Origin of the sequence: Methylohalomonas lacus (assembly GCF_024808875.1) — a bacterium.
Lineage (GTDB): Bacteria > Pseudomonadota > Gammaproteobacteria > Methylohalomonadales > Methylohalomonadaceae > Methylohalomonas > Methylohalomonas lacus.
Genome location: NZ_JANUCT010000007.1, coordinates 57,195 through 77,611 on the forward strand (window position 1 = coordinate 57,195; position 20,417 = coordinate 77,611).

Here is a 20,417-nt window from a genome sequence, read left to right on the forward strand (position 1 = left end):
CATGTCAGACGACGGCGATAAACAGACCGCGAACATACTAATCGTCGAGGACGACGAAGCCTTGCGGAGCCTGCTTGAAGAGGAACTCGGCGACGCCGGCTACCAGGTTAGCAGCGTCATGGATGCCGAAAGCGCCTGGTCACATCTGCAGCAACACCCGGTCACGCTGGTCTTGAGTGACTTGCGACTGCCCGGCGCGGATGGCATCGAACTGCTGCTCAAGAGCAAGCAGCTGGCCTCACCGCCCGGCTTCATCATCATCACCGCCTTTGGCACTGTCGAGCAGGCCGTCGATGCATTGAAACAGGGGGCAGACGACTTTCTTACCAAGCCGTTGAAACTCGATCATCTGCGCCTCAGTGCCGAGCGTGTGATCCAGACCAAGCGCCTGCAGGATGAAGTCCGCCACTACCGCAAGTTATTGGCCGAGGAAGGCTTTCACGGCATGGTCGGGCGCAGCGAACCGATACACAAACTGGTCGACAATATCCGCCAGATCGCCCGTGCGGCCGGACCGGTCCTGATCATCGGCGAAAGCGGTACCGGCAAGGAGCTGGTTGCGCAGGCGGTACACAAGGAAAGCGAGCGTGCCGACAAACCCTTTGTCGCCGTCAACTGTGCCGGTATACCGCCGGAACTGCTGGAAAGCGAATTGTTCGGCCACGTCGCCGGGGCCTTCACCGGCGCGCAAAAGGCCCGCAAGGGCCTGTTCGCCGAGGCCGACGGCGGCACCCTGCTGCTCGACGAAATCGGCGAGATGCCCCTGGAGATGCAGTCGAAACTGCTGCGTATCCTGCAGGACGGTCAGATACGGCCGGTCGGCGCGAACCGCGAGGTCGCCGTTGACGTGCGCATCATTGCGGCAACCAACCGCTCGCTGGAACAGGAAGTCAGTGAAAAGCGCTTTCGCGAGGACCTCTATTACCGCCTCGAAACCTTTACGCTCAAGGTGCCCGCACTGCGCGATCGCGGCGACGATATCGAACTGCTGACCGCGCACTTCATTAACCGCTTCAACGCGCACCTGCGCAAACAGATACACGGCATTCGCCCGGCGGCACTCGAGCGCCTGAAAGGCTACAGCTTTCCCGGCAACGTGCGCGAACTTTCAAACGCCATCGAACGTGCGGTCACCTTCTGTCAGAAAGAGGAAATCGATGTCGACGATCTGCCGGAACGTCTGCGTGCCAGCCAGGCCGGCCAGGCCCGCAACCAGTCACTGGAGGATAATGTCGGCGACGGCGGCCACCAGCTGCTGAAGGGTAACGAGTTGCCGACGCTGGAAGAACTGGAACAGCGCTACATCCAGTATGTGCTGGATCAGCTCGACGGCAACAAGCGCCGGGCAGCGGAATTGCTCGGTATCGGCCGGCGCACGCTATACCGGCGGCTGGAAAACGAGTCTGTGCCGGAATACGACTGATGGCGTGCCCGGGCGCACATGTGCCTGTATGACACAGCCATGGATGCTTCGTGACCCGCCATGATTTATTGATATTAATATTGTTTTCAATAGCTTATAAATATATCTGGCTGTTGGCATAGTGGTTGCTTCTATTTAAGCGAACATCTCAATGACGCCAACAAGAGGAGCAAGTCATGAAAGATATGATGCTGAACTACTACAAACATCTGGCCCTGCCGGCTTGCCTGGCACTGGTTTTCGGTATGCCGCTTAGCGCCCAGGCGCAGGGTGCCGGTGCCCAGCCGTCCGATCAGGGCCCGCCGACGGAAGGCGCCCCGGCCGAGAACGCCCCCGCCGAGGGTGGCGCAGGTCAGCCCGGTGGCGGCGTCGACCTGGATGATCAGACCAAGGAAAAATTCGTCGGTGCCTATGTTGAAATCAAGGATGTTCAGCAGAAGTACACCAAGAAGCTGGAAGACGTGAGCAACGAGGACAAGGCTCGCGAACTGCAGAAGGAAGCGCAGGCCGAAATGGTCGAGATCGTGGAAAGCAATGACATGAGCGTGAACGAGTACAACGAAGTTGTTGGCGCCATCAGCAGCGATCCGGAACTGCGTATGGAAATCGAGGAAATGGCCCAGGCTCGCAGCAACTGAGTCTGAGCCGGCTATGCACTTAGCAGTATTGAGGTACTCCTAGTAAATAGAGTCTATCTCTCCCACGGGACACACCCCCATGTCCCGTACAGCCCCCTTGGCCCCGTCCACCCCGCGGGGCCTTTTTTTTATCCGAATATCGGCCCGATGGGCCCGGTCATGGGCCATCAGGCCGATGCTGTAGAGCACAAACCGCCAGGTCAGGCTCTACCATATCCTGAACGCACGTAGCCAGGTGACTTCCAAGTTAATCCCTCTTTATCACCTTATATGACCTGCAGCCGCACTCCCGCCTGACCATTGCTTATTCTCCGGCCATCGCCCGGGCCAGGACTTCATCTCGGCCGGCTGTCGTGAAATACTTGGCCGACAACAATAAACAAAATGCCGCGGGAGTGGACGTAATGCAGGATCTTTACCGTGCCATCCACAATCATCCGGAATTCAAGCGCCTCGAGGCCGAACGCGCCAGGCTCGGCTGGTCGCTGACCGGTGTCGTGCTGGCCATTTACTTCAGTTTCATTCTGGTCATCGCTTTCGCGCCCGAACTGTTTGCGCAACCGATTCATGCTGGCAGCGTCATCAGCTGGGGCATCCCGCTGGGCATCCTGGTCATCCTGATCAGCTTTCTGCTGACCGGTTACTATGTCTATCGCGCCAATACCCGGTTCGATCCGGCACGCGAGGCACTGATACGGGACATCCGCGCGAGCAATCCCGATTTCCGGGAGCCGTCATGATACGCGCGTCCCATCTGCTCTTGCCCCTGCTGTTACTGGTGCCGGCGGGTAGCGGCCTGGCCGCCGAACTGGAAGGTGCGCGGCCGGTTAACTATACCGCCATCGCCATGTTTGCACTGTTCGTGTTCGCTACCCTGGGTATCACCTGGTGGGCAGCCCGGCGCACGCGCACGACCAAGGATTTTTATGCCGCCGGCGGCAGCATTACCGGGCTGCAGAACGGCCTGGCGATATCCGGCGATTTCATGTCGGCGGCGTCGTTTCTCGGTATTTCCGGGCTGGTTTTTGCCAGCGGCTTCGACGGCCTGATCTACTCGATCGGCTTCCTCGTTGGCTGGCCGATCATTCTGTTTCTGCTGGCCGAACGCCTGCGTAACCTGGGCAAATACACGTTCGCCGACGCTGTCTCATATCGGCTGCAGGCACTGCCGATCCGCAGTCTCGCCGCCTGCGGTACGCTCGCCGTCGTCCTGTTGTATCTGATCGCGCAAATGGTCGGTGCCGGCCAGCTTATCCAGGTGTTGTTCGGCCTGCCGTATCCGGTCGCCGTGATCCTGGTTGGCCTGCTCATGATCCTGTACGTGACTTTCGGCGGCATGATCGCCACCACCTGGGTCCAGCTCATCAAGGCCGTATTGCTGCTCTCCGGAGCAACCTTCATGGCCTTCATGGTTCTTCTACACTATGGCTTCTCACCCGAGGCGTTGTTTGCCGACGCGGTACGCGTGCATGACAGTGGCCGCGACATCATGGCACCGGGCGGTCTTGTTTCGGATCCAATTTCGGCCATCTCACTGGGACTGGCACTGATGTTTGGTACCGCCGGCCTGCCGCATATCCTCATGCGCTTCTTTACCGTCGGCGACGCCCGCGAGGCACGCCGTTCGGTGTTCTTCGCCACCGGCTTTATCGGCTATTTCTACATCCTGACCTTCATCATTGGCTTTGGCGCCATCGTTCTGGTTGGCACCAACCCGGAATTCCGCGACGCCGCAGGTGATCTGCTGGGTGGCAACAACATGGCCGCCGTGCACCTGGGCGAGGCGGTCGGTGGCGACATTTTCCTCGGTTTCATCTCGGCTGTTGCCTTCGCCACAATTCTGGCCGTGGTTTCCGGCCTGACCCTGTCGGGGGCCTCGGCGCTGTCACACGATCTTTATGCCAGTGTCTTCCGGCATGGTCGCGTCAGTGAACGTGACGAGGTGCGGGTCTCGCGCATCGCAACCATTATTCTAGGCATACTTGCCATCGGTTTGGGTATCGTCTTCCAGGAACAGAACGTCGCCTACATGGTTGGGCTGGCATTCGCCATCGCCGCCAGCGTCAACTTCCCGATCCTGTTTCTGTCGATGTACTGGCGCCGCCTGTCGACACGGGGTGCCGCTGTCGGCGGCTTTATCGGTCTGGCCACAGCGGTGCTGTGCATGTTGCTCGGACCAACCATCTGGGTAGATATCCTTGGCAATGACGAGGCCATATTCCCCTACAAGCACCCGGCCCTGTTTTCCATGAGTGCCGCATTCATCAGCATTGCCCTGTTTTCGCTACTCGATCGCAGCCGCCGTGCGCAGGACGAACAGCAGGCCTTTGACTGGCAATATGTGCGCTCGCAGACCGGTATTGGCGCTGAAGGGGCCAGCAAGCATTAATCAGTTATCAGGATCGAGCTGGCTGTAGCGGAAACAGCTGGTCAGATGATCGTTCACCATCCCGACCGCCTGCATGAAGGCGTAGCAGATGGTTGAGCCGACGAAACGAAATCCCTGCTGTTTCAAATCACGGCTCATCTGGTCGGATACAGCGGTCTTCGCCGGCACCTGACGCAGATATTTGCAGCGGTTTCGAATCGGTCGGCCGTCGACAAAGCGCCACAGGTACCTATCAAGACTGTCGTGAGTCTCGATAATCCGTAACGCGGCACGAGCGTTATCTATAGTTGACTCGATCTTCAAACGATTACGCACGATGCCGGTATCCGCCATCAGTCGCTGCACGCTTCTGCTGTTGTAGCGCGCTATTGTTTCCATATCGAACTGATAAAATGCCCGGCGATACGCCGGACGCTTCCTGAGAATGGTCAGCCAGCTCAAACCTGCTTGCGCCCCTTCCAGTATCAAGATTTCGAACAACCGTCGATCATTATGTACCGGCACACCCCATTCATGATCGTGATAAGCCACATAGTCAGCATCCTGACCACACCAGGGGCAACGCTTGACCGCGGCTGGAACCATCTCTAGCTGCGCTGCTTGAGCAAGTCACGTATTTCCTTGAGCAATACTTCCTGAGGCGGCGGCACGGCTGCAGCTTCAGTGACCTGCTCTTCCTTGCGCTTGAGTTCATTCATGAATTTGATGGCGATGAATATTGCTGCGGCCACTATCATAAAATCAATGCAAGTCTGAATGAAGGCACCATACTTGATTGCCACGGCCGGGATATCACCGCTGGCGGCCTTCAAGATGATGGCCAGATCACCAAAATCCACACCACCTATCAGAATGCCAATCGGCGGCATGACCAGGTCATTCACAAAGGATGAAACAACCTTGCCGAAAGCAGCGCCAATGATAATACCCACAGCCATATCAATAACATTACCCCGTACCGCAAATGCCTTGAACTCCGTCAATAAGGACATGAGACTCTCCTCTTGCTACCCGATAGTACCCCGGTGGTTTAAAACACTTTAATCACTCAGATAGTAATCAACTGTTGAAACAACGCGCACGGTCTTGTCAATCTGGCTGGATTCATCAATGCCCGGCGCGCGATCGCGGGGCTGAATCACAAACACGCCCTGATTCGCTCTGCGAATGCCGCCGAGCCGGCTGCCGGAGCCCTCGGCAAACTGTTCTGCCGCAGTACGCGCATTGGCTGTCGCTTCAGCTATCATGTCCGGCTTAAGATCACTCAGTTGTGTAAACAGATAGGTAGGCCCACCCTGCATGGCACCTTCATAGCTCAGTATCACGCCTGATTCGACCAGATCACTCACATTCTGGCTGGCCGCTGCAATCAGCGCGGGTTTATTAGTGCGTACCATCAGTGTCTGCGCAATAATGAACCGGTTTTGATAATCACCACTACGCCAGGCATTGGCCGTCACATCGGTCACCTCGAGGCGGTCCAGTTGAATTGATTCCTTTGGAACACCTTGCAGCGTTAGGAATGCTATTACCGTTTCACGACTTTTATTGATCGTCGCCTGGGCCTGAGCCAGATCGTTATCAGCGGCCACGTAACGCAACGGCCACAAGCCTACATCTGCCTGCACATCGCGCTCGGCAATACCCTTGACGGTCACATATCGGTCGGTGGCCCGTCCCTCCTTGAAACCATTACCGATGAACCAGCCGGCGAGCGCTATGGCCAGTGCCAGCAAACCTGTCATGAGTATATAATCGCGCTGCATCAATCATCTCCTGACAATACTTGAGGCAAAGAGTAAGCTAAATGGTTAATAATCGGAAGAGTCCATGTTCATGACAACTGCCGACTCATGACAGTATAGACGGCTTGTAAAAAACGATGATCCGTTTTGATCGCATTGTAGATCGGGGAACCGATGCTGAACGTGAACGCCTGGGGCAGGTGCTGGAGCTGTTTCGTCGGGTATTCCCTCGTGAAGCCGAGTATGCCGAAGAGTTGGTCCACGAGATCAATGATGTACGGCAGAGTGGTTGCGAACCGGTTTTGCTGACCGCAGCCGATAGCCACGGGCACGTCATCGGCTTTGCCCATTTCTACTACTTCACCGCCGTACGCTGTGGTTATCTGAATTATATTGGCAGCGATCCGGATCGCCCGCGGCGCGGTATAGGGCGGGCGCTTTACGAGAGTGTTCGCGAATACCTTAACCATCGCGGTGCTGTCGGATTATTACTCGAATTTCCGCCGGACGATCCCGACGCGGTCAGCGAGCCGGCGCGACTAAAGGCGAATCGCGATCGTGCGCGTTTCTACGAATCCTTCGGCGTACGACCGATACTCGGCACCTACTGGCAGAATCCGCCGCAAGACCCCGGCTACGATCCGCCCTGGCTGGCGTATGACGCGCTAGGTCGCAAGCAGCTATTGCGCCGCCGTACCCTGCGCGAGGCCATGCGGGCAATACTTCATTATCGTTATCGAAAAGCCGATGACGACCCATTAATGCGCGCGATGCTCGAATCGGTCAACGATGATCCGGTACGCTTGCGGCCGGCCCGCTATGCCCGCAGCCAGCCGCCACTACCGGTGTCCGCCGGCAAGCTCAATCCGATCAAGCTCTTGGTACCCAGTCAGCATGCCATCCATCATGTACGCCAGCGCGGCTATGTCGAACGGCCGGCACGTGTGGGCGCCATACTGCAGGCATTGAAGGATCTGCCGGTGCAGGAGCAACCAACGCGTCATTTCGGTGAAGATGTCATCAAGGCTGTACACGCGGTCGACTACGTCAACTACCTGCGCCGCGCCAGTGCCAATCTGCAACCAGGCCAAACCATATATCCGGAAGTGTTCCCGATCCGCCGGCCAAATAACCGGCCACGCGAAATGGCCATTCGGGCCGGCTATTACTGTATTGATACTTTCACGCCACTGTCGCTGGCGGCCTATCGTTCCGCGCGTGCGGCCGTCGACTGCGCCGCAACTGGCACGCGCCTGCTGATCGGTGGCGAACCGTTTGTCTATGCCCTGTGCCGGCCACCGGGCCACCATGCCGAACACCGCGCCTATGGCGGTTTCTGCTACTTCAACAACGCCGCCATCGCTGCGCAACTGCTGTCTGCGCGTGGTCGTGTCTGCATTCTCGACATCGACTATCATGCCGGTAACGGGCAACAGGATATTTTCTATTCGCGCAGCGATGTACTCACCGTGTCGCTACACGGCCGGCCGCGCGATCACTATCCTTACTTTGCCGGTTACGCAGATGAAAAAGGTCAGGCTGACGGCCGTGGCTTCAATCGCAACTATCCACTGGCCGATCTGATCGGAGATGATGCCTATACCGAGGCACTCAACAAGGCCCTGCAGGGTATTCGTGAGTACCGACCGGACTGGCTGGTCGTGGCATTGGGTTATGACACAATGCGCGGCGATCCGACCGGCAATTTTGACCTCAGCCCCGGTGGCATCAAACGCATCGGCGAACTGATCGGCCGCATGGCCCTGCCGACACTCATCGTTCAGGAAGGCGGCTATTCACTGAATAACCTGCGCCAGGGTGCGCGTGCCTTCTTCAGTGGCCTGGTCAGCACCTGGTAACCTGGCTATTGAACCCGGCAACCGGTTCCATGGTCGTATACTTTAATTGATCAATAGAATACGCTTCAACAAGGACCCATCATCATGCGTCTTGGAATTGTACTGAACCTACTGTTTGCCACCCTGCTATTGGGCGGCTGTGCGACACACCCGCAACAGCCCCTGGAAACTGTCGATCATATCGATCTGGAGCGCTACATGGGCGACTGGTATGTCATCGCCCATATCCCGGCCTTTATCGAGGCCAACGCCTACAACGCGGTGGAATCCTATCATCTCGATGAAGGGGGCAGGATCCAGACGACCTATACCTTCCTGGACGGCGGCTTTGACGAGGAAATGGAAATCATGCAGCCGGTCGGCACGGTCAAGAACACCGACACCAATGCTGAATGGGGCATGCAGTTCATCTGGCCAATCCAGGCCGAATATCTGATCACCTATGTTGACGACGATTACAGAACGACCATAGTAAGTCGCAGCCGCCGGGATTATGTGTGGATCATGGCACGTTCGCCGGAAATTCCGGACGAGAAGTACGAAAAGCTGGTCCGTATCGTTGAACGACAGGGTTATGACATCAGTGAACTACGCAAAGTACCACAGCGCTGGCCGGCCAAGCAGTAATTACATTCTCTGCGTGGCGCGTCTCAACCGAAGTTGATCTTGGCTTCCAGGTTGGTGCGTGAATCGGCATTACCAAGCGCTTCCTCAAGTTCGATGCGGCCCTCCTTGTAAAGATTGAATAATGCCATGTCGAACGTTTGCACACCCTGAGAGCCGCTTGATTCCATTGCCGTACGCAATTCGTCGATCGCACCTTTAAGGATCAGCTCGGCAATATGTGGTGTATTGATGAGGATTTCCACGGCGGCCACACGCATGCCATCTATACCAGTGACCAGGCGCTGCGAGATCACGGCGCGCAGATTCAATGACAGGTCCATGAACAATTGCTTGTGCAATTCCTGGGGGAACAGGTTGACCACTCGCTCCATGGCCTGTGAGGCATTGTTGGCATGCATGGTGGATATTGCCAGGTGGCCGGTATTACAGAGTTCCAGAGATGCTTCCATCGTTTCACGATCACGGATCTCGCCAATCAGAATCACGTCCGGGGCCTCGCGCAACGAAGAACGCAGTGCATTTCGATAGGAAAACGTATCGACACCGATTTCACGCTGATTGACGATGGATTTCTTGTTCGGATGACTGAACTCGACCGGATCCTCGATGGTAAGAATATGGCCTGACAGGTTCTCATTACGATGATTGAGCATCGCTGCCAGAGTTGTCGACTTGCCCGAACCGGTTGCACCTACCATCAGGATGAGACCACGCTTGTGCAGGATCAAATCCTTTAGTACTTCTGGCAGACCAAAGTCATCCAGTTCCGGTATCTTGTTCGGGATCAGTCGCATGACCACGCCGATCTCGCCACGCTGACGGAACACGTTGACGCGAAAACGCGAATCGCTTTCGGGTAATGCTATTGCGAAGTCACACTCCATGTGTTCTTCGAAGTATGCGATCTGCTTATCGTTCATCAGCCCGTAGGCGACAGATTTGCACAAATCGCTGGTCAGAACCGTCTTGCCAACCGATGTGATCTTGCCCTCAATCTTGATCTTGACTTGCGTGCCCACGGTAAAAAACAGATCCGAGGCCTTTTTGTCGACCATCAACTTGAGGTAGGGCGTTATATCCATAATGCTTTATTATCGTATGCGGGCAGGAATGGGATATTAATGAATGTCGTCTATAACAGACGGCGATTATCGCATCATGCCGCCTTTGGATTCATCTTCGGACTCATCCAGACTCAGATGATCAAGCCCACCTAGCTTGTCCTTGCCCTCATTTTCCTTGCTTTCAAGCTTGATGCGCAGACGCAGCTCGTTCATGGAATCGGCATTGCGCAGGGCATCTTCATAAGTAATGCGACCCGCCTCGTAGAGATCGAACAGGGCCTGATCAAAAGTCTGCATACCGAGCTCGCGCGATTTCTGCATCAACCCCTTGATTTCGTGCACTTCACCCTTGAGGATAAGATCGGCCATCAATGGTGTATTGAGCATGATTTCAATGGCAGCAACACGGCCCTTGCCATCCTTGGTCCGCAAAAGACGCTGTGATACAACGCCCTTGAGATTGAGAGACAGATCCATAAGCAATTGCTGGCGACGCTCTTCCGGGAAAAAGTTGATAATGCGGTCCAGAGCCTGGTTGGCACTGTTGGCATGTAACGTGGCCATGGCAAGATGGCCGGTCTCGGAAAAAGCGATACCGTATTCCATTGTTTCGCGATCGCGGATTTCGCCCAGCAGGATCACGTCCGGCGCCTGACGCAGACTGTTCTTCAGGGCAATATCCCAGTCATCCGTGTCAACGCCGACTTCGCGTTGCATAACGATCGAGTTCTTGTGCGGATGCACATACTCGATAGGATCCTCGATCGTAATAATATGACCATAAGTATTCTCGTTGCGGTAGTCGATCATCGCGGCCAGCGACGTTGATTTACCTGAGCCGGTACCACCAACCATGATCACCAACCCGCGCTTGGTCATACAGATTTCACGCATCACATCCGGCAAACCCAGTTTCTCAATCGTCGGCACGTCGGTATTGATGGTACGCAATACCATGCCACAGTGACTTTGCTGCACGTAGGCATTGACGCGAAAACGCCCAATGCCCACTGGTGCAATGGCAAAGTTACATTCCTTGGTCGCCTCGTACTCCTTGAGTTGCTTGTCGTTCATGATGGCATAGGTCATTGCCTTGGTGTTCTCACTCGACAACTGCGTTTTCGACACCGGCGTGACTTTGCCGTCAATCTTGATCGCTGGCGGGAATCCCACGGTAATGAACAAGTCCGAGCCACCTTTCTCAACCATCAGCTTGAGCAGGTCGCGCATGAACTTGATAGCTTGATCTCTTTCCATACCTGAGCGCCTCGATCCGCACCAGCAGGCTGTGCGAATTCAATGATGAATCTATGACTGTCGCCGGCGGCGCAGCCCGATCAGAAGTTGTCCTTGTTGGCAGCCTTGGTACGCGCCTCATCACGTGTCACCAGGCCTTTCTGCACCAATTGTTGCAGATTCTGATCCAGAGTCTGCATGCCCGCCTGTTGACCCGTCTGGATGGCCGAGTACATCTGCGCGATCTTGTTTTCACGGATCAGGTTGCGAATGGCCGGCGTACCGATCATGACTTCGTGGGCGGCGACGCGGCCACCACCAATCTTGCGCAGCAGCGACTGGGAAATCACGGCGCGCAGTGACTCGGACAGCATGGCGCGGATCATGTCCTTTTCCGCGGCCGGAAAAACGTCGACAACACGGTCTATGGTCTTGGCGGCCGAGCTGGTATGCAGTGTGCCGAACACGAGGTGACCGGTTTCGGCAGCGGTCAGTGCCAGACGAATGGTTTCCAGGTCGCGCATCTCGCCAACCAGAATGACATCCGGATCTTCGCGCAATGCCGAGCGCAGCGCTTCATTGAATCCCAGTGTGTCCCGGTGCACCTCGCGCTGATTGATCAGGCATTTCTTGGAATCATGCACGAATTCGATCGGATCCTCGACCGTGAGGATATGACCGTATTCGTTTTCGTTCTTGTGATTGACCATGGCCGCCAAGGTGGTCGATTTACCGGAACCGGTCGGCCCGGTAACCAGCACGATGCCGCGCGGATAGTCGGCAATGGTTTCGAAGGTTTTCGGCGCGTTGAGATCTTCCAGCGTCAGAATCTTCGAGGGAATGGTACGAAAAACGGCAAAGGCGCCGCGGTTCTGGTTGGCGGCATTGACACGAAAGCGGGCCAACTTCGGGATTTCGAAGGAAAAGTCACACTCGTAGAATTCCTCGAAGTCCTTGCGCTGCTTGTCGTTCATGATGTCATACACCATGTCATGAACGTCCTTGTGATCCATTGCCGGCACATTGATGCGGCGAATGTCACCATCGACACGGATCATGGGTGGCAGACCGGCGGACAGATGCAGGTCGGAGGCATTGTTCTTGACACTGAACGCCAGCAGTTCACCAATATCCATTCAATTCCCCTAATTGATTCCGGTGTTTATTGTTCTAGCGCGTACAATGACCGGGCCTGAATCGTTGTTATCGTTATGATGCCCACTGCCGATATTCGCTGCATTAAAGTGCCAGCGGATATACCCAATACGTATACTAATACATGCTGTGGCACAGTCAGGACACTATCCGGATCAATCCGGATATAACCCGGAAGCAACAAATTCTGTCCGGTAGCCGGATGCTTGGCAAACATGCTACTAACTTTTTAAAGTATAGACTACTGTAATAGCGTGAAAAACATCGCACAAAGCCTGACAGACCTGCGTCACGAAATTGCAGCCTGTGCTCGTGAACACGGCCGCGATGCGACCGCGGTCAGCCTGCTGGCGGTCAGCAAGAAACAACCCGTCGCCGCCATCCGCGCTGCGCTGGATGCCGGCCAGACCGATTTCGGTGAAAACTACCTGCAGGAAGCCCTGGACAAGATGACAGCGCTGGCCGATAGCCACGCCTGCTGGCATTTCATCGGCCCGCTGCAATCGAACAAGACGCGCGCCGTCGCCGAGCATTTCGACTGGGTCCATACCCTGGATCGCGACAAGGTAGCCCGCCGCCTGAGCGAACAGCGACCGGCTGACCGGCCGCCACTGAATGTCTGTATCCAGGTGAATATCAGCGCCGAGGCGAGCAAGTCCGGCGTCGATCCCGCGCGGCTACCGGAACTGGCAGCGACGATCAGCAGCCTGCCAGGCCTGCGCCTGCGCGGCCTCATGGCGCTACCGGCGCCAACCGTGGACTTCGAGGCCCAGCGGCGACCCTTCCGGCAGTTGCGCGAGACGTTCGAGCAGCTGCGTGCCGGCGGGCTCGAACTGGACACCCTGTCGCTGGGCACCAGCGCCGATTTCGCTGCGGCCATTGCCGAGGGCAGTACGCTGGTGCGACTCGGCACCGCCGTTTTCGGCGCCCGGCCGGGCTAGATCGGCGTCGATCATGCAACGCCGCGGCGCTGTTGTTACACTCGCACGCTCAAGTCAGGAGAAGCTAACACATTGAGCGATCAGACAAATCATCCGCGCATCGCGTTTATCGGCTGCGGCAACATGGGCGCCAGCCTGATCGGCGGCCTGGTTACCAGCGGCTATCCGGCCAACCGGATCACCGCGGCCGACCCGGATCCGGAAAAGCGCACGGTCATGGTCAACCGCCACGGCATTGCCGCCTACGACGACAATGCCACCGCCTGCGCCGGCGCCGCCGCCGTGGTCCTGGCGGTCAAACCCCAGGTGCTCCGCGAGACACTGCAGCCGCTGGCCGCCAGGTTGCGCGGCAGCGACACAGTCATCATCTCGGTCGCCGCCGGCATCGATTCGGCGGCCATCGACCGCTGGCTGGGCGGTAACGCCGCGGTGGTACGCGCCATGCCGAACACGCCGGCGCTGATCGGCGCGGGGGCAACCGGCCTGTTCGCCAATGATCAGGTCAGCAGCCGCCAAAAGCAGCTGGCCGACACCATTATGCAGGCCGGTGGCCTGACCCTGTGGCTGACGGACGAGTCACTGATCGACGCCGTCACCGCCATCTCCGGCAGCGGCCCGGCCTATTTCTTCTTCTTCATCGAGGCACTGGAGCACGCCGGTATCGAGCTCGGTCTGACCGCCGAACAGGCCCGGCAGTTGGCGTTGCAGACCGCCTTTGGGGCAGCCCGCATGGCGCACGAGTCGGATGTCGACGCCGCCGCTCTGCGCGAGCGCGTCACCTCGCCCGGCGGCACCACCGAACAGGCGCTGAAGCAGCTCAGCGACGGCGGCCTTGAAAACCTCATCCAGCAGGCCGCCACCGCAGCCCGTGACCGTGCGCGCGAACTCGCCGCCACGCTGGGCGGCGAAAGCTAGGCAGCCCGGGATCGGCAAAGCACATCATGCTGGGAACACTGCTCAAAGCCGGCGCCCTGTTCATTGTCGCCAACCTGCTGCTTACCCTGGTGCCGATCCACGATTTTGACCCGACGTCGATCTGGACATTGCTGCTGCCGCTGGCCGTGGCCGGCGGCTTTTTCATACATCAGCTGCTGACCCGTGCCTGCCCGCATTGCGACAGCAATTTCGCGCTCCAGCGGCAGACGACCCGCCGCGAAATCGTTGTGGAACGGCCCGCATTGTTAAAGTACCGTTGCCGATTCTGCGGCGAAACCAGTTACCTGGAAGCCAGCTATGGCGGTAATCCGGGTGGTGGTGCCGGTGGTGGCGGGTGCTAGCCGCGCCGTTTGAATATGACAGAATAGGAACCCGATCATGAGCTACTTTCTTCAGGCACTGATTTTCCTGGTCCAGACACTGTTCGGCCTGTACCTGATTGCGCTGCTGCTGCGTTTCCTGATGCAGCTGTCGCGCGCCGATTTCCGTAATCCGATCGCCGGCGTTCTGGTGCAGATCACCAATCCGGTATTGCGGCCGCTGCGCCAGCTGATCCCCGGCTTCAGCGGTATCGACTGGGCGCTGGTACTGCTGATACTGGCAGTACAGCTGGCCGAGATCGTCATCGTCACCCTGCTGGGCGGCGGTGTCGCACCCGCCCTGCCGGGCCTGTTACTGCTGGCCGTCGGCCGCGTCCTGCAGCTGGTCGTCTACATTTACATCGTCGTCATCCTGATCGAGGTCATTCTCAGCTGGGTCAATCCGCACGCCCACAACGCCGCCACCGTGCTGGTCTACAGCCTCAGCGACCCGATCCTGCGGCCGGCACGGCGCATGCTGCCGCCCATGGGCGGGCTGGACCTGTCGCCCCTGATCGTGCTCATCGTCCTCAATCTGCTGCTCATCGTGCTGGTCGCGCCGATCCTCGACAACGCCTACAGCCTGCTCGGGCAACGCCTGCCGTGAATCCCGCTGCCTGGTACCGCTGGCGCGCGGATCAGCTGCTGCTCGACTGCCGGCTGAAACCACGCGGCCGGGCGAACCGTGTGCTCGGCCTGCGTCAGGGCCGGCTGCAGGTCCAGGTCAAGGCACCGCCGGTCGATGGCAAGGCCAACGCCGCGCTGTGCAGCCTGCTGGCGACCGAATTCCAGCTGCCCCGACAGCACGCCGAGCTCGTCAGCGGTGCCCGCGGCCCGAACAAAACCGTTGCCCTGCACCAGCCCGCGGTTCTGCCGGACTGGTTCAGCGAACTCAGCCAGTCGCCGGCCTGAATACCGGTCTGCCGCGACACCCCGAACCGGCCAATAGTCGTTATAATGCACAGCTCATACTGACCGCGACATGAAGGAAGCCTTGTCAGCCAAACCCGCGCAGCCCGCGAATTCCGTCGGACTGGTAAGCCCCAAGACGCAGCACTTCAACGAAGCGCTGACGCTGGAGTCCGGCTCGACACTAAACGGATTCGATCTCGTCTACGAAACCTACGGTCAGCTGAACGCCGACAAGAGCAACGCGATCCTGATCTGTCACGCCCTGAGCGGTGACCACCATGTCGCCGGCTACCACAGTGACAGCGACCGCAAGCCCGGCTGGTGGGATAGCTGCGTCGGCCCGGGCAAACCGATCGATACCGACAAGTACTTCGTCATCGCGCCGAACAATCTCGGCGGCTGCAGCGGCTCGACCGGCCCGACCACCATGAACCCCGACACCGGCCAACCCTACGGTCCGGAATTTCCGATCGTCACGGTGGGCGACTGGGTGAAGAGCCAGGCCATGCTCGCCGACGTGCTCGGCATTGAACGCTGGGCGGCGGTCATCGGCGGCAGCCTCGGCGGTATGCAGGTCATGCAGTGGTCATTCGACTACCCGGACCGGATACGCAATGCCTTCGTCATCGCCGCGGCGCCGAAACTGTCGACCCAGAACATCGCCTTCAACGAGGTCGCCCGCCAGGCGATCATGAACGACCAGGACTTTCACGGCGGTCATTACAACGAACACAACGTCGTGCCCAACCGCGGCCTGATGCTGGCCCGCATGCTCGGCCACATCACCTACCTGTCCGATGACGTGCTCGACGAAAAATTCGGCCGCGAGCTGCGCGATGGGCGCATCAAGTTCGGTTATGACGTCGAATTCCAGGTGGAAAGCTACCTGCGCTACCAGGGCCGTTCGTTCGTCGACCGCTTCGACGCCAACAGCTACCTGCTACTGACCAAGTGCCTGGATTACTTCGATCCGGCCAGCCGCTTCGGTTCGCTGGCCAGCGCGTTTCGCGGCGCAACCGCCAAGTTCTATGTCATCTCGTTCAGCAGCGACTGGCGCTTCTCGCCAGCGCGTTCGCGCGAGATTCTGCGCGCCCTGCTGGACGCCGACCAGGACGTCACTTACGCGGAGATCGAATCGAAGCAGGGCCACGACTCGTTTCTCATGCCCATTCCGCGCTACCACGAAGTCCTGCGCACAGCGCTCAACCGGATCCATCGCAAGCTATGAGTGAAATGCAACTGCGCACCGACCAGGTTCTGATCGCTGAATGGATTCAGCCGAACGCGCGCGTACTCGATCTCGGTTGCGGCGACGGCACCCTGCTGACCTATCTGCACGAACAACGCCAGATCACTGGCTACGGCCTGGAGATCGATCCGGACAACATCACTGCCTGCATCGATCGCGGCGTCCCCGTAATGCAGTCTGACGTCGACGCCGGCCTATCCGACTTTGATGACGATTCATTCGACTACGTCATCATGACGCAGACCTTGCAGGCGGTGCACTATCCGCATGAAGTACTCAATGAAATGCTGCGTGTTGGCCGCGAGGGCATCGTCACATTCCCGAACATGGGCCACTGGCGCGCACGCATGCAGGTCGCCCTGCGCGGCCGCATGCCAATGACCATGGCACTGCCCTACAAGTGGTATAACTCACCCAACATTCACCTGTGTTCCGTGCGCGACTTCGAGGCCCTGTGCGAGGAAGAGGGCATTGAAGTGCTGGAATGCACGACGGTCGATCACGCGCATCGCACCAGCCTCGGCATGCGACTGCTGCCCAGCCTGCTCGGCGAGATCGCCATCTATCGCTTCCGCCGCGAGGCCGGACTTGGGTGATTGGTGATTGGTGATTGGTGATTGGTGATTGGTGATTGGTGATTGGTGATTGGTGATTTAAAAAAAGTGACCGGCACCGTTTCAGTGTCAAGGAAAAATTCAATCTCAATAACCAATTAACCAGTGAGCCACATCCGTAGGAGGCCCGACCTCGGGCCGAACAGAAAACCGATTATGCCGTGATATCTAAACCTTTACTTCGCGGCGGGGTCGCCGCTCCTACCTGCCCCATCAAGGGGGAAGAAGCTGAAGTGCACTTCGCGCTGTTGGTTGATGCACTCACACAAAGGGCGGGCTTCGCCAATCACTAATCACCAGTTACCAATCAACCTCATAATCGATCGTCAACGGCGCATGATCGGAAAAACGTGCCTCCCGGTAAATGGAAGCATCCCGAATCGCGTCCTGCAGACCCGGTGAGACGATCTGGTAGTCGATACGCCAGCCGACGTTCTTGCTCCAGGCCTGGCCGCGGTTTGACCACCAGGTGTATTCATCTGCGGACTGGTTGACCCTGCGGAACGCGTCGACGTAGCCGACCCTATCGAACAGTTTATCCAGCCAGGCGCGCTCTTCCGGCAGAAAGCCGGAGTTCTTCTGGTTGCTGCGCCAGTTTCTGATGTCGTTTTTCGTATGGGCGATGTTCCAGTCACCGCATATGATGAACTCGCGTTTCTGGCGCCGCATGCGGCGAAACAGATCCATGAAGTAATCCAGGCACTCGTACTTGATGTCCTGACGTACGTCGCCGGTCGTGCCCGACGGCAGATACAGGGATATGACGCTGAGCTTGCCGAAATCGGCACGGATGTAGCGGCCCTCGTCGTCCGCCCGCGGCCAGCCGAGCGTATCGTGAACCTTGTCCGGCTGGCGCCTGCAGTACAGTGCCACACCGCTGTAGCCGGGCTTTTGCGCATCGCGGAAATAGCCGTAATAGCCGTCCGGCTGGCGGATGTCATCCACCAGCTGATGCACCTGGGCCTTGGTTTCCTGTATACAGACGACATCGGCGCCCTGCTGCGGCAGCCAGTCGAAGAAACCCTTGCGGTGGGCCGCGCGGATGCCGTTGGCATTGAGTGTCATGACACGCATGGACTGTTCCTTATAGTGACAGCCGGTTATGATAACGAATCAACGAACACATTCATCCCTTCGATCGGATCAGCCACCCCATGCAGGACCCCAGCAGCAATTATCGCCAGGAATTTCTCGAATTCGCGCTTGAACGCCAGGCCCTGTGCTTCGGCGAATTCACCCTGAAGTCGGGTCGCCAGAGCCCGTACTTTTTCAACAGCGGCCTGTTCAACAGCGGTGCGGCACTGGCGCGGCTGGGGGCGTTCTACGCCCGCGCGATCATCGCCAGCGGCGTCGAATTCGACATGCTATTCGGTCCGGCCTACAAGGGCATTCCGCTGGCCTCGGCGGTCGCCATCGCGCTGGCCGAACAGCACGATCGCGACGTGCCGTACTGCTTCAACCGCAAGGAAGCCAAGGATCATGGCGAGGGCGGTATTCTGCTGGGCGCACCACTGGCCGGCCGGGTGCTGATTATCGATGACGTCATCTCCGCCGGCACCTCGGTCAACCTGTCGGTAGAGCTGATGCGCGAGGCCGGCGCCATACCGGCGGGCGTCGCCATTTCCCTGGACCGGCAGGAAAAGGGCAGCGGCGAACGCTCGGCGGTACAGGAAGTCGAGCAGCGCCACGGCCTGCAGGTGATCAGCATCGCCGCGCTCAGCGACCTGGTGGGTTTCCTGGAACAGCGGCCCGATTATACCGATCGTCTGGCCGCCATCGCCGCCTATCGGCAAAGCTACGGTATTGATTGAACCGTGACGCAGTTGGCAGTTCTATACTAGAGGTTGACGACAATGATCACGGTACTGCTCAGGTAGACAGTTCATTCCATGATTTAGCGATTTTCTTTACAGGCCATTACAAATCGGGGGGACCTCGGTCGAGGGCGATTCAAGGCTTATGAATAACAAAAGATTCAAACGATCACTGGCGACGCTGCTTGCCGCGGTACTTGCCGCGATGTTGCTCGGTCAGCCGGTAACGGCGAGCATTAAATGCTGGACCAACGACGAGGGTGTGCGCGAATGCGGCAACAGCGTACCGCCGGAATACGCCCAGCAGGGTCACAGCGAACTCAGCGAGCAGGGCATCGTCATCGACCGCAAGGAACGCGCCAAAACCGACGAGGAACTGGCCGAGCAGCGCCGGCAGGCGGAAATCGCCGCCGAACGTGAACGCGAACTGCAGCGCCAGCGGCGCCACGATTCCATCCTGTTACAGACCTTCAGCAGTGAGCGCGACATCATCACCGCACGCGACGCCAAGCTGTCTGCCATGGACGGCCAGATCGCCCTGGCCCAAAGCCGCATTGAAAAACTGCGCGAGGATCTGGACAAGCGCGAGACCAAGGCCGCCTCGGCCGAACGCAGCGGCAGGGATCCGTCAGCGGATCTACTTGAGGATATTGCCTCGCTCAGGCGCCAGATCCGCAGCAACCAGACCTTTATCGAGGAAACCCGCGCCGATCAGGACGAACTGCGCGAAATCTACAACAAGGACCTGGAACGCTTCCGCGAGCTGAAGGCGAAAGAATAAAGGCAGGCGAGCTACACGCGCGACGCAGCAACTAGCCGTCGCGGAACAGACCCTGTGCCAGTAGCGGCCACTGCTCGCTCCAGTAGCGGGTCGGTTTATCGCTGAAACCGCTACGCGCGTACTGGCTCAGCTTGCCTTCGATCAGGGCCAGCATGGTATCGGCCGCGGCATCGATGCTGACCGCGGCACGTTCACCGCCACTGAGGTTGGCCTCACGCAGACTCTGTTTCAGTTGTGTGCGAATGCGCTCGAAAAACTGGCCGACGCGCACGCGCAGGCGATCATTCTCGCCGACCAGCGCCTCGCCCAGCAGAATGCGCGTAATGCCGGGATTGTGCTCGGCAAAACCGAGCACGACCTGAACGATCTTTTCGCAACGATCGCGGACACCGTTTTCCTGCACCAGGATCTTGCTGATCAGGCCGAACACGCTCTCCTCGGCAAAGTCGATCAATGCCTCGAACATCTTCGCCTTGCTGGCAAAGTGGCGATACAGCGCCGCTTCGGAAACCCCCACGGCCTTGGCCAGACCGGCAGTGGTAATACGCGAACCGGGATGGGTTTCCAGTTCGCGGGCCAGCGTCTCCAGGATTTGCTGGCGACGATTCGGCTTGTTCTTCTGTTCGCTTTCGGACACCGGCTCCTCCCTCACAGCACCGTCTGAATTCCCGCCGG

At 58.2% G+C, this 20,417-nt stretch carries 23 protein-coding genes; 15 read left to right on the plus strand and 8 right to left on the minus strand.

The window, feature by feature from the left end:
- Position 1 precedes the first annotated feature (1 nt).
- The 4 genes from J2T55_RS06280 to J2T55_RS06295 all read left to right on the plus strand — a co-directional run bounded on the left by J2T55_RS06280 (position 2) and on the right by J2T55_RS06295 (position 4,450).
- Positions 2-1,423, plus strand: coding sequence for a sigma-54-dependent transcriptional regulator (locus tag J2T55_RS06280; protein ID WP_259054882.1), 1,422 nt, complete (start codon positions 2-4; stop codon positions 1,421-1,423).
- A gap of 176 nt (positions 1,424-1,599) precedes the next feature.
- Positions 1,600-2,061 (plus strand): DUF4168 domain-containing protein, encoded by a 462-nt coding sequence (locus J2T55_RS06285; RefSeq protein WP_259054883.1) that lies wholly within the window; start codon positions 1,600-1,602, stop codon positions 2,059-2,061.
- Between the two features lie 404 nt (positions 2,062-2,465).
- Positions 2,466-2,801, plus strand: coding sequence for a DUF485 domain-containing protein (locus J2T55_RS06290; protein ID WP_259054884.1), 336 nt, complete (start codon positions 2,466-2,468; stop codon positions 2,799-2,801).
- Positions 2,798-4,450 (plus strand): cation acetate symporter, encoded by a 1,653-nt coding sequence (locus J2T55_RS06295; RefSeq protein WP_259054885.1) that lies wholly within the window; start codon positions 2,798-2,800, stop codon positions 4,448-4,450. Before J2T55_RS06290 ends, J2T55_RS06295 begins: the two co-directional genes overlap by 4 nt.
- Here J2T55_RS06295 and J2T55_RS06300 read toward each other — a convergent pair whose 3' ends face one another.
- From J2T55_RS06300 to J2T55_RS06310, 3 genes are read right to left on the minus strand one after another with little or no spacing between them, the layout of a single operon-like run.
- The gene (locus tag J2T55_RS06300; RefSeq protein WP_259054887.1) at positions 4,451-5,035 is read right to left on the minus strand and encodes a DNA-3-methyladenine glycosylase I; all 585 of its coding nucleotides are present in this window, start codon (positions 5,033-5,035) and stop codon (positions 4,451-4,453) included.
- A gap of 2 nt (positions 5,036-5,037) precedes the next feature.
- Positions 5,038-5,442: a large-conductance mechanosensitive channel protein MscL gene (gene mscL / locus J2T55_RS06305; protein WP_259054888.1), complete on the minus strand. Its 405-nt coding sequence runs from the start codon at positions 5,440-5,442 to the stop codon at positions 5,038-5,040.
- Between the two features lie 48 nt (positions 5,443-5,490).
- Complete coding sequence (locus J2T55_RS06310) at positions 5,491-6,216, minus strand: SIMPL domain-containing protein (RefSeq protein WP_259054889.1); 726 nt, start codon at positions 6,214-6,216, stop codon at positions 5,491-5,493.
- Positions 6,217-6,332: 116 nt separating this feature from the next.
- On the opposite strand from J2T55_RS06310, the gene J2T55_RS06315 reads away from it, so the two are divergent.
- Positions 6,333-8,054, plus strand: coding sequence for a histone deacetylase family protein (locus tag J2T55_RS06315; RefSeq protein WP_259054890.1), 1,722 nt, complete (start codon positions 6,333-6,335; stop codon positions 8,052-8,054).
- Positions 8,055-8,138: 84 nt separating this feature from the next.
- Positions 8,139-8,681, plus strand: a complete 543-nt coding sequence (locus tag J2T55_RS06320) for a lipocalin family protein (protein WP_259054891.1) — start codon at positions 8,139-8,141, stop codon at positions 8,679-8,681.
- 23 nt (positions 8,682-8,704) lie between these two features.
- Here J2T55_RS06320 and J2T55_RS06325 read toward each other — a convergent pair whose 3' ends face one another.
- From J2T55_RS06325 to J2T55_RS06335, 3 genes are all read right to left on the minus strand, one after another.
- The gene (locus tag J2T55_RS06325) at positions 8,705-9,763 is read right to left on the minus strand and encodes a PilT/PilU family type 4a pilus ATPase (protein WP_259054893.1); all 1,059 of its coding nucleotides are present in this window, start codon (positions 9,761-9,763) and stop codon (positions 8,705-8,707) included.
- Positions 9,764-9,829: 66 nt separating this feature from the next.
- Positions 9,830-11,002 carry a PilT/PilU family type 4a pilus ATPase gene (locus J2T55_RS06330; RefSeq protein ID WP_259054894.1) on the minus strand — a complete coding sequence of 391 codons (1,173 nt, stop codon included), beginning with the start codon at positions 11,000-11,002 and terminating at the stop codon, positions 9,830-9,832.
- Positions 11,003-11,082: 80 nt separating this feature from the next.
- Entirely contained in the window at positions 11,083-12,117 is a 1,035-nt protein-coding gene (locus J2T55_RS06335) for a type IV pilus twitching motility protein PilT (protein ID WP_259054897.1), read from the minus strand.
- A gap of 273 nt (positions 12,118-12,390) precedes the next feature.
- Between J2T55_RS06335 and J2T55_RS06340 the strand changes: the two genes are divergently transcribed.
- From J2T55_RS06340 to metW, 7 genes are all read left to right on the plus strand, one after another.
- The gene (locus J2T55_RS06340) at positions 12,391-13,077 is read left to right on the plus strand and encodes a YggS family pyridoxal phosphate-dependent enzyme (RefSeq protein ID WP_259054899.1); all 687 of its coding nucleotides are present in this window, start codon (positions 12,391-12,393) and stop codon (positions 13,075-13,077) included.
- Positions 13,078-13,149: 72 nt separating this feature from the next.
- Positions 13,150-13,992, plus strand: a complete 843-nt coding sequence (gene proC / locus J2T55_RS06345; RefSeq protein ID WP_259054901.1) for a pyrroline-5-carboxylate reductase — start codon at positions 13,150-13,152, stop codon at positions 13,990-13,992.
- A 26-nt stretch (positions 13,993-14,018) separates the two neighbouring features.
- A complete protein-coding gene (locus tag J2T55_RS06350; protein ID WP_259054903.1) occupies positions 14,019-14,354 on the plus strand; it encodes a hypothetical protein in 336 nt (111 codons plus the stop codon).
- A gap of 37 nt (positions 14,355-14,391) precedes the next feature.
- Positions 14,392-14,979 carry a YggT family protein gene (locus J2T55_RS06355; protein WP_259054905.1) on the plus strand — a complete coding sequence of 196 codons (588 nt, stop codon included), beginning with the start codon at positions 14,392-14,394 and terminating at the stop codon, positions 14,977-14,979.
- Complete coding sequence (locus J2T55_RS06360; RefSeq protein WP_259054907.1) at positions 14,976-15,284, plus strand: DUF167 domain-containing protein; 309 nt, start codon at positions 14,976-14,978, stop codon at positions 15,282-15,284. The genes J2T55_RS06355 and J2T55_RS06360 overlap by 4 nt, the downstream gene beginning before the upstream one ends.
- A gap of 82 nt (positions 15,285-15,366) precedes the next feature.
- Entirely contained in the window at positions 15,367-16,512 is a 1,146-nt protein-coding gene (metX, locus tag J2T55_RS06365) for a homoserine O-succinyltransferase MetX (protein WP_259054908.1), read from the plus strand.
- 11 nt (positions 16,513-16,523) lie between these two features.
- Entirely contained in the window at positions 16,524-17,129 is a 606-nt protein-coding gene (gene metW / locus J2T55_RS06370) for a methionine biosynthesis protein MetW (RefSeq protein ID WP_259055048.1), read from the plus strand.
- Positions 17,130-17,447: 318 nt separating this feature from the next.
- Here metW and J2T55_RS06375 read toward each other — a convergent pair whose 3' ends face one another.
- The gene (locus J2T55_RS06375) at positions 17,448-18,221 is read right to left on the minus strand and encodes an exodeoxyribonuclease III (protein WP_259054910.1); all 774 of its coding nucleotides are present in this window, start codon (positions 18,219-18,221) and stop codon (positions 17,448-17,450) included.
- An 80-nt stretch (positions 18,222-18,301) separates the two neighbouring features.
- On the opposite strand from J2T55_RS06375, the gene pyrE reads away from it, so the two are divergent.
- Together pyrE and J2T55_RS06385 are read left to right on the plus strand one after the other, a co-directional pair.
- Positions 18,302-18,958, plus strand: coding sequence for an orotate phosphoribosyltransferase (pyrE, locus tag J2T55_RS06380; RefSeq protein WP_259054912.1), 657 nt, complete (start codon positions 18,302-18,304; stop codon positions 18,956-18,958).
- Positions 18,959-19,106: 148 nt separating this feature from the next.
- Positions 19,107-19,742 (plus strand): hypothetical protein, encoded by a 636-nt coding sequence (locus tag J2T55_RS06385; protein WP_259054914.1) that lies wholly within the window; start codon positions 19,107-19,109, stop codon positions 19,740-19,742.
- 31 nt (positions 19,743-19,773) lie between these two features.
- Here J2T55_RS06385 and slmA read toward each other — a convergent pair whose 3' ends face one another.
- Positions 19,774-20,379, minus strand: coding sequence for a nucleoid occlusion factor SlmA (gene slmA, locus J2T55_RS06390; protein WP_259054916.1), 606 nt, complete (start codon positions 20,377-20,379; stop codon positions 19,774-19,776).
- Positions 20,380-20,417 lie beyond the last annotated feature (38 nt).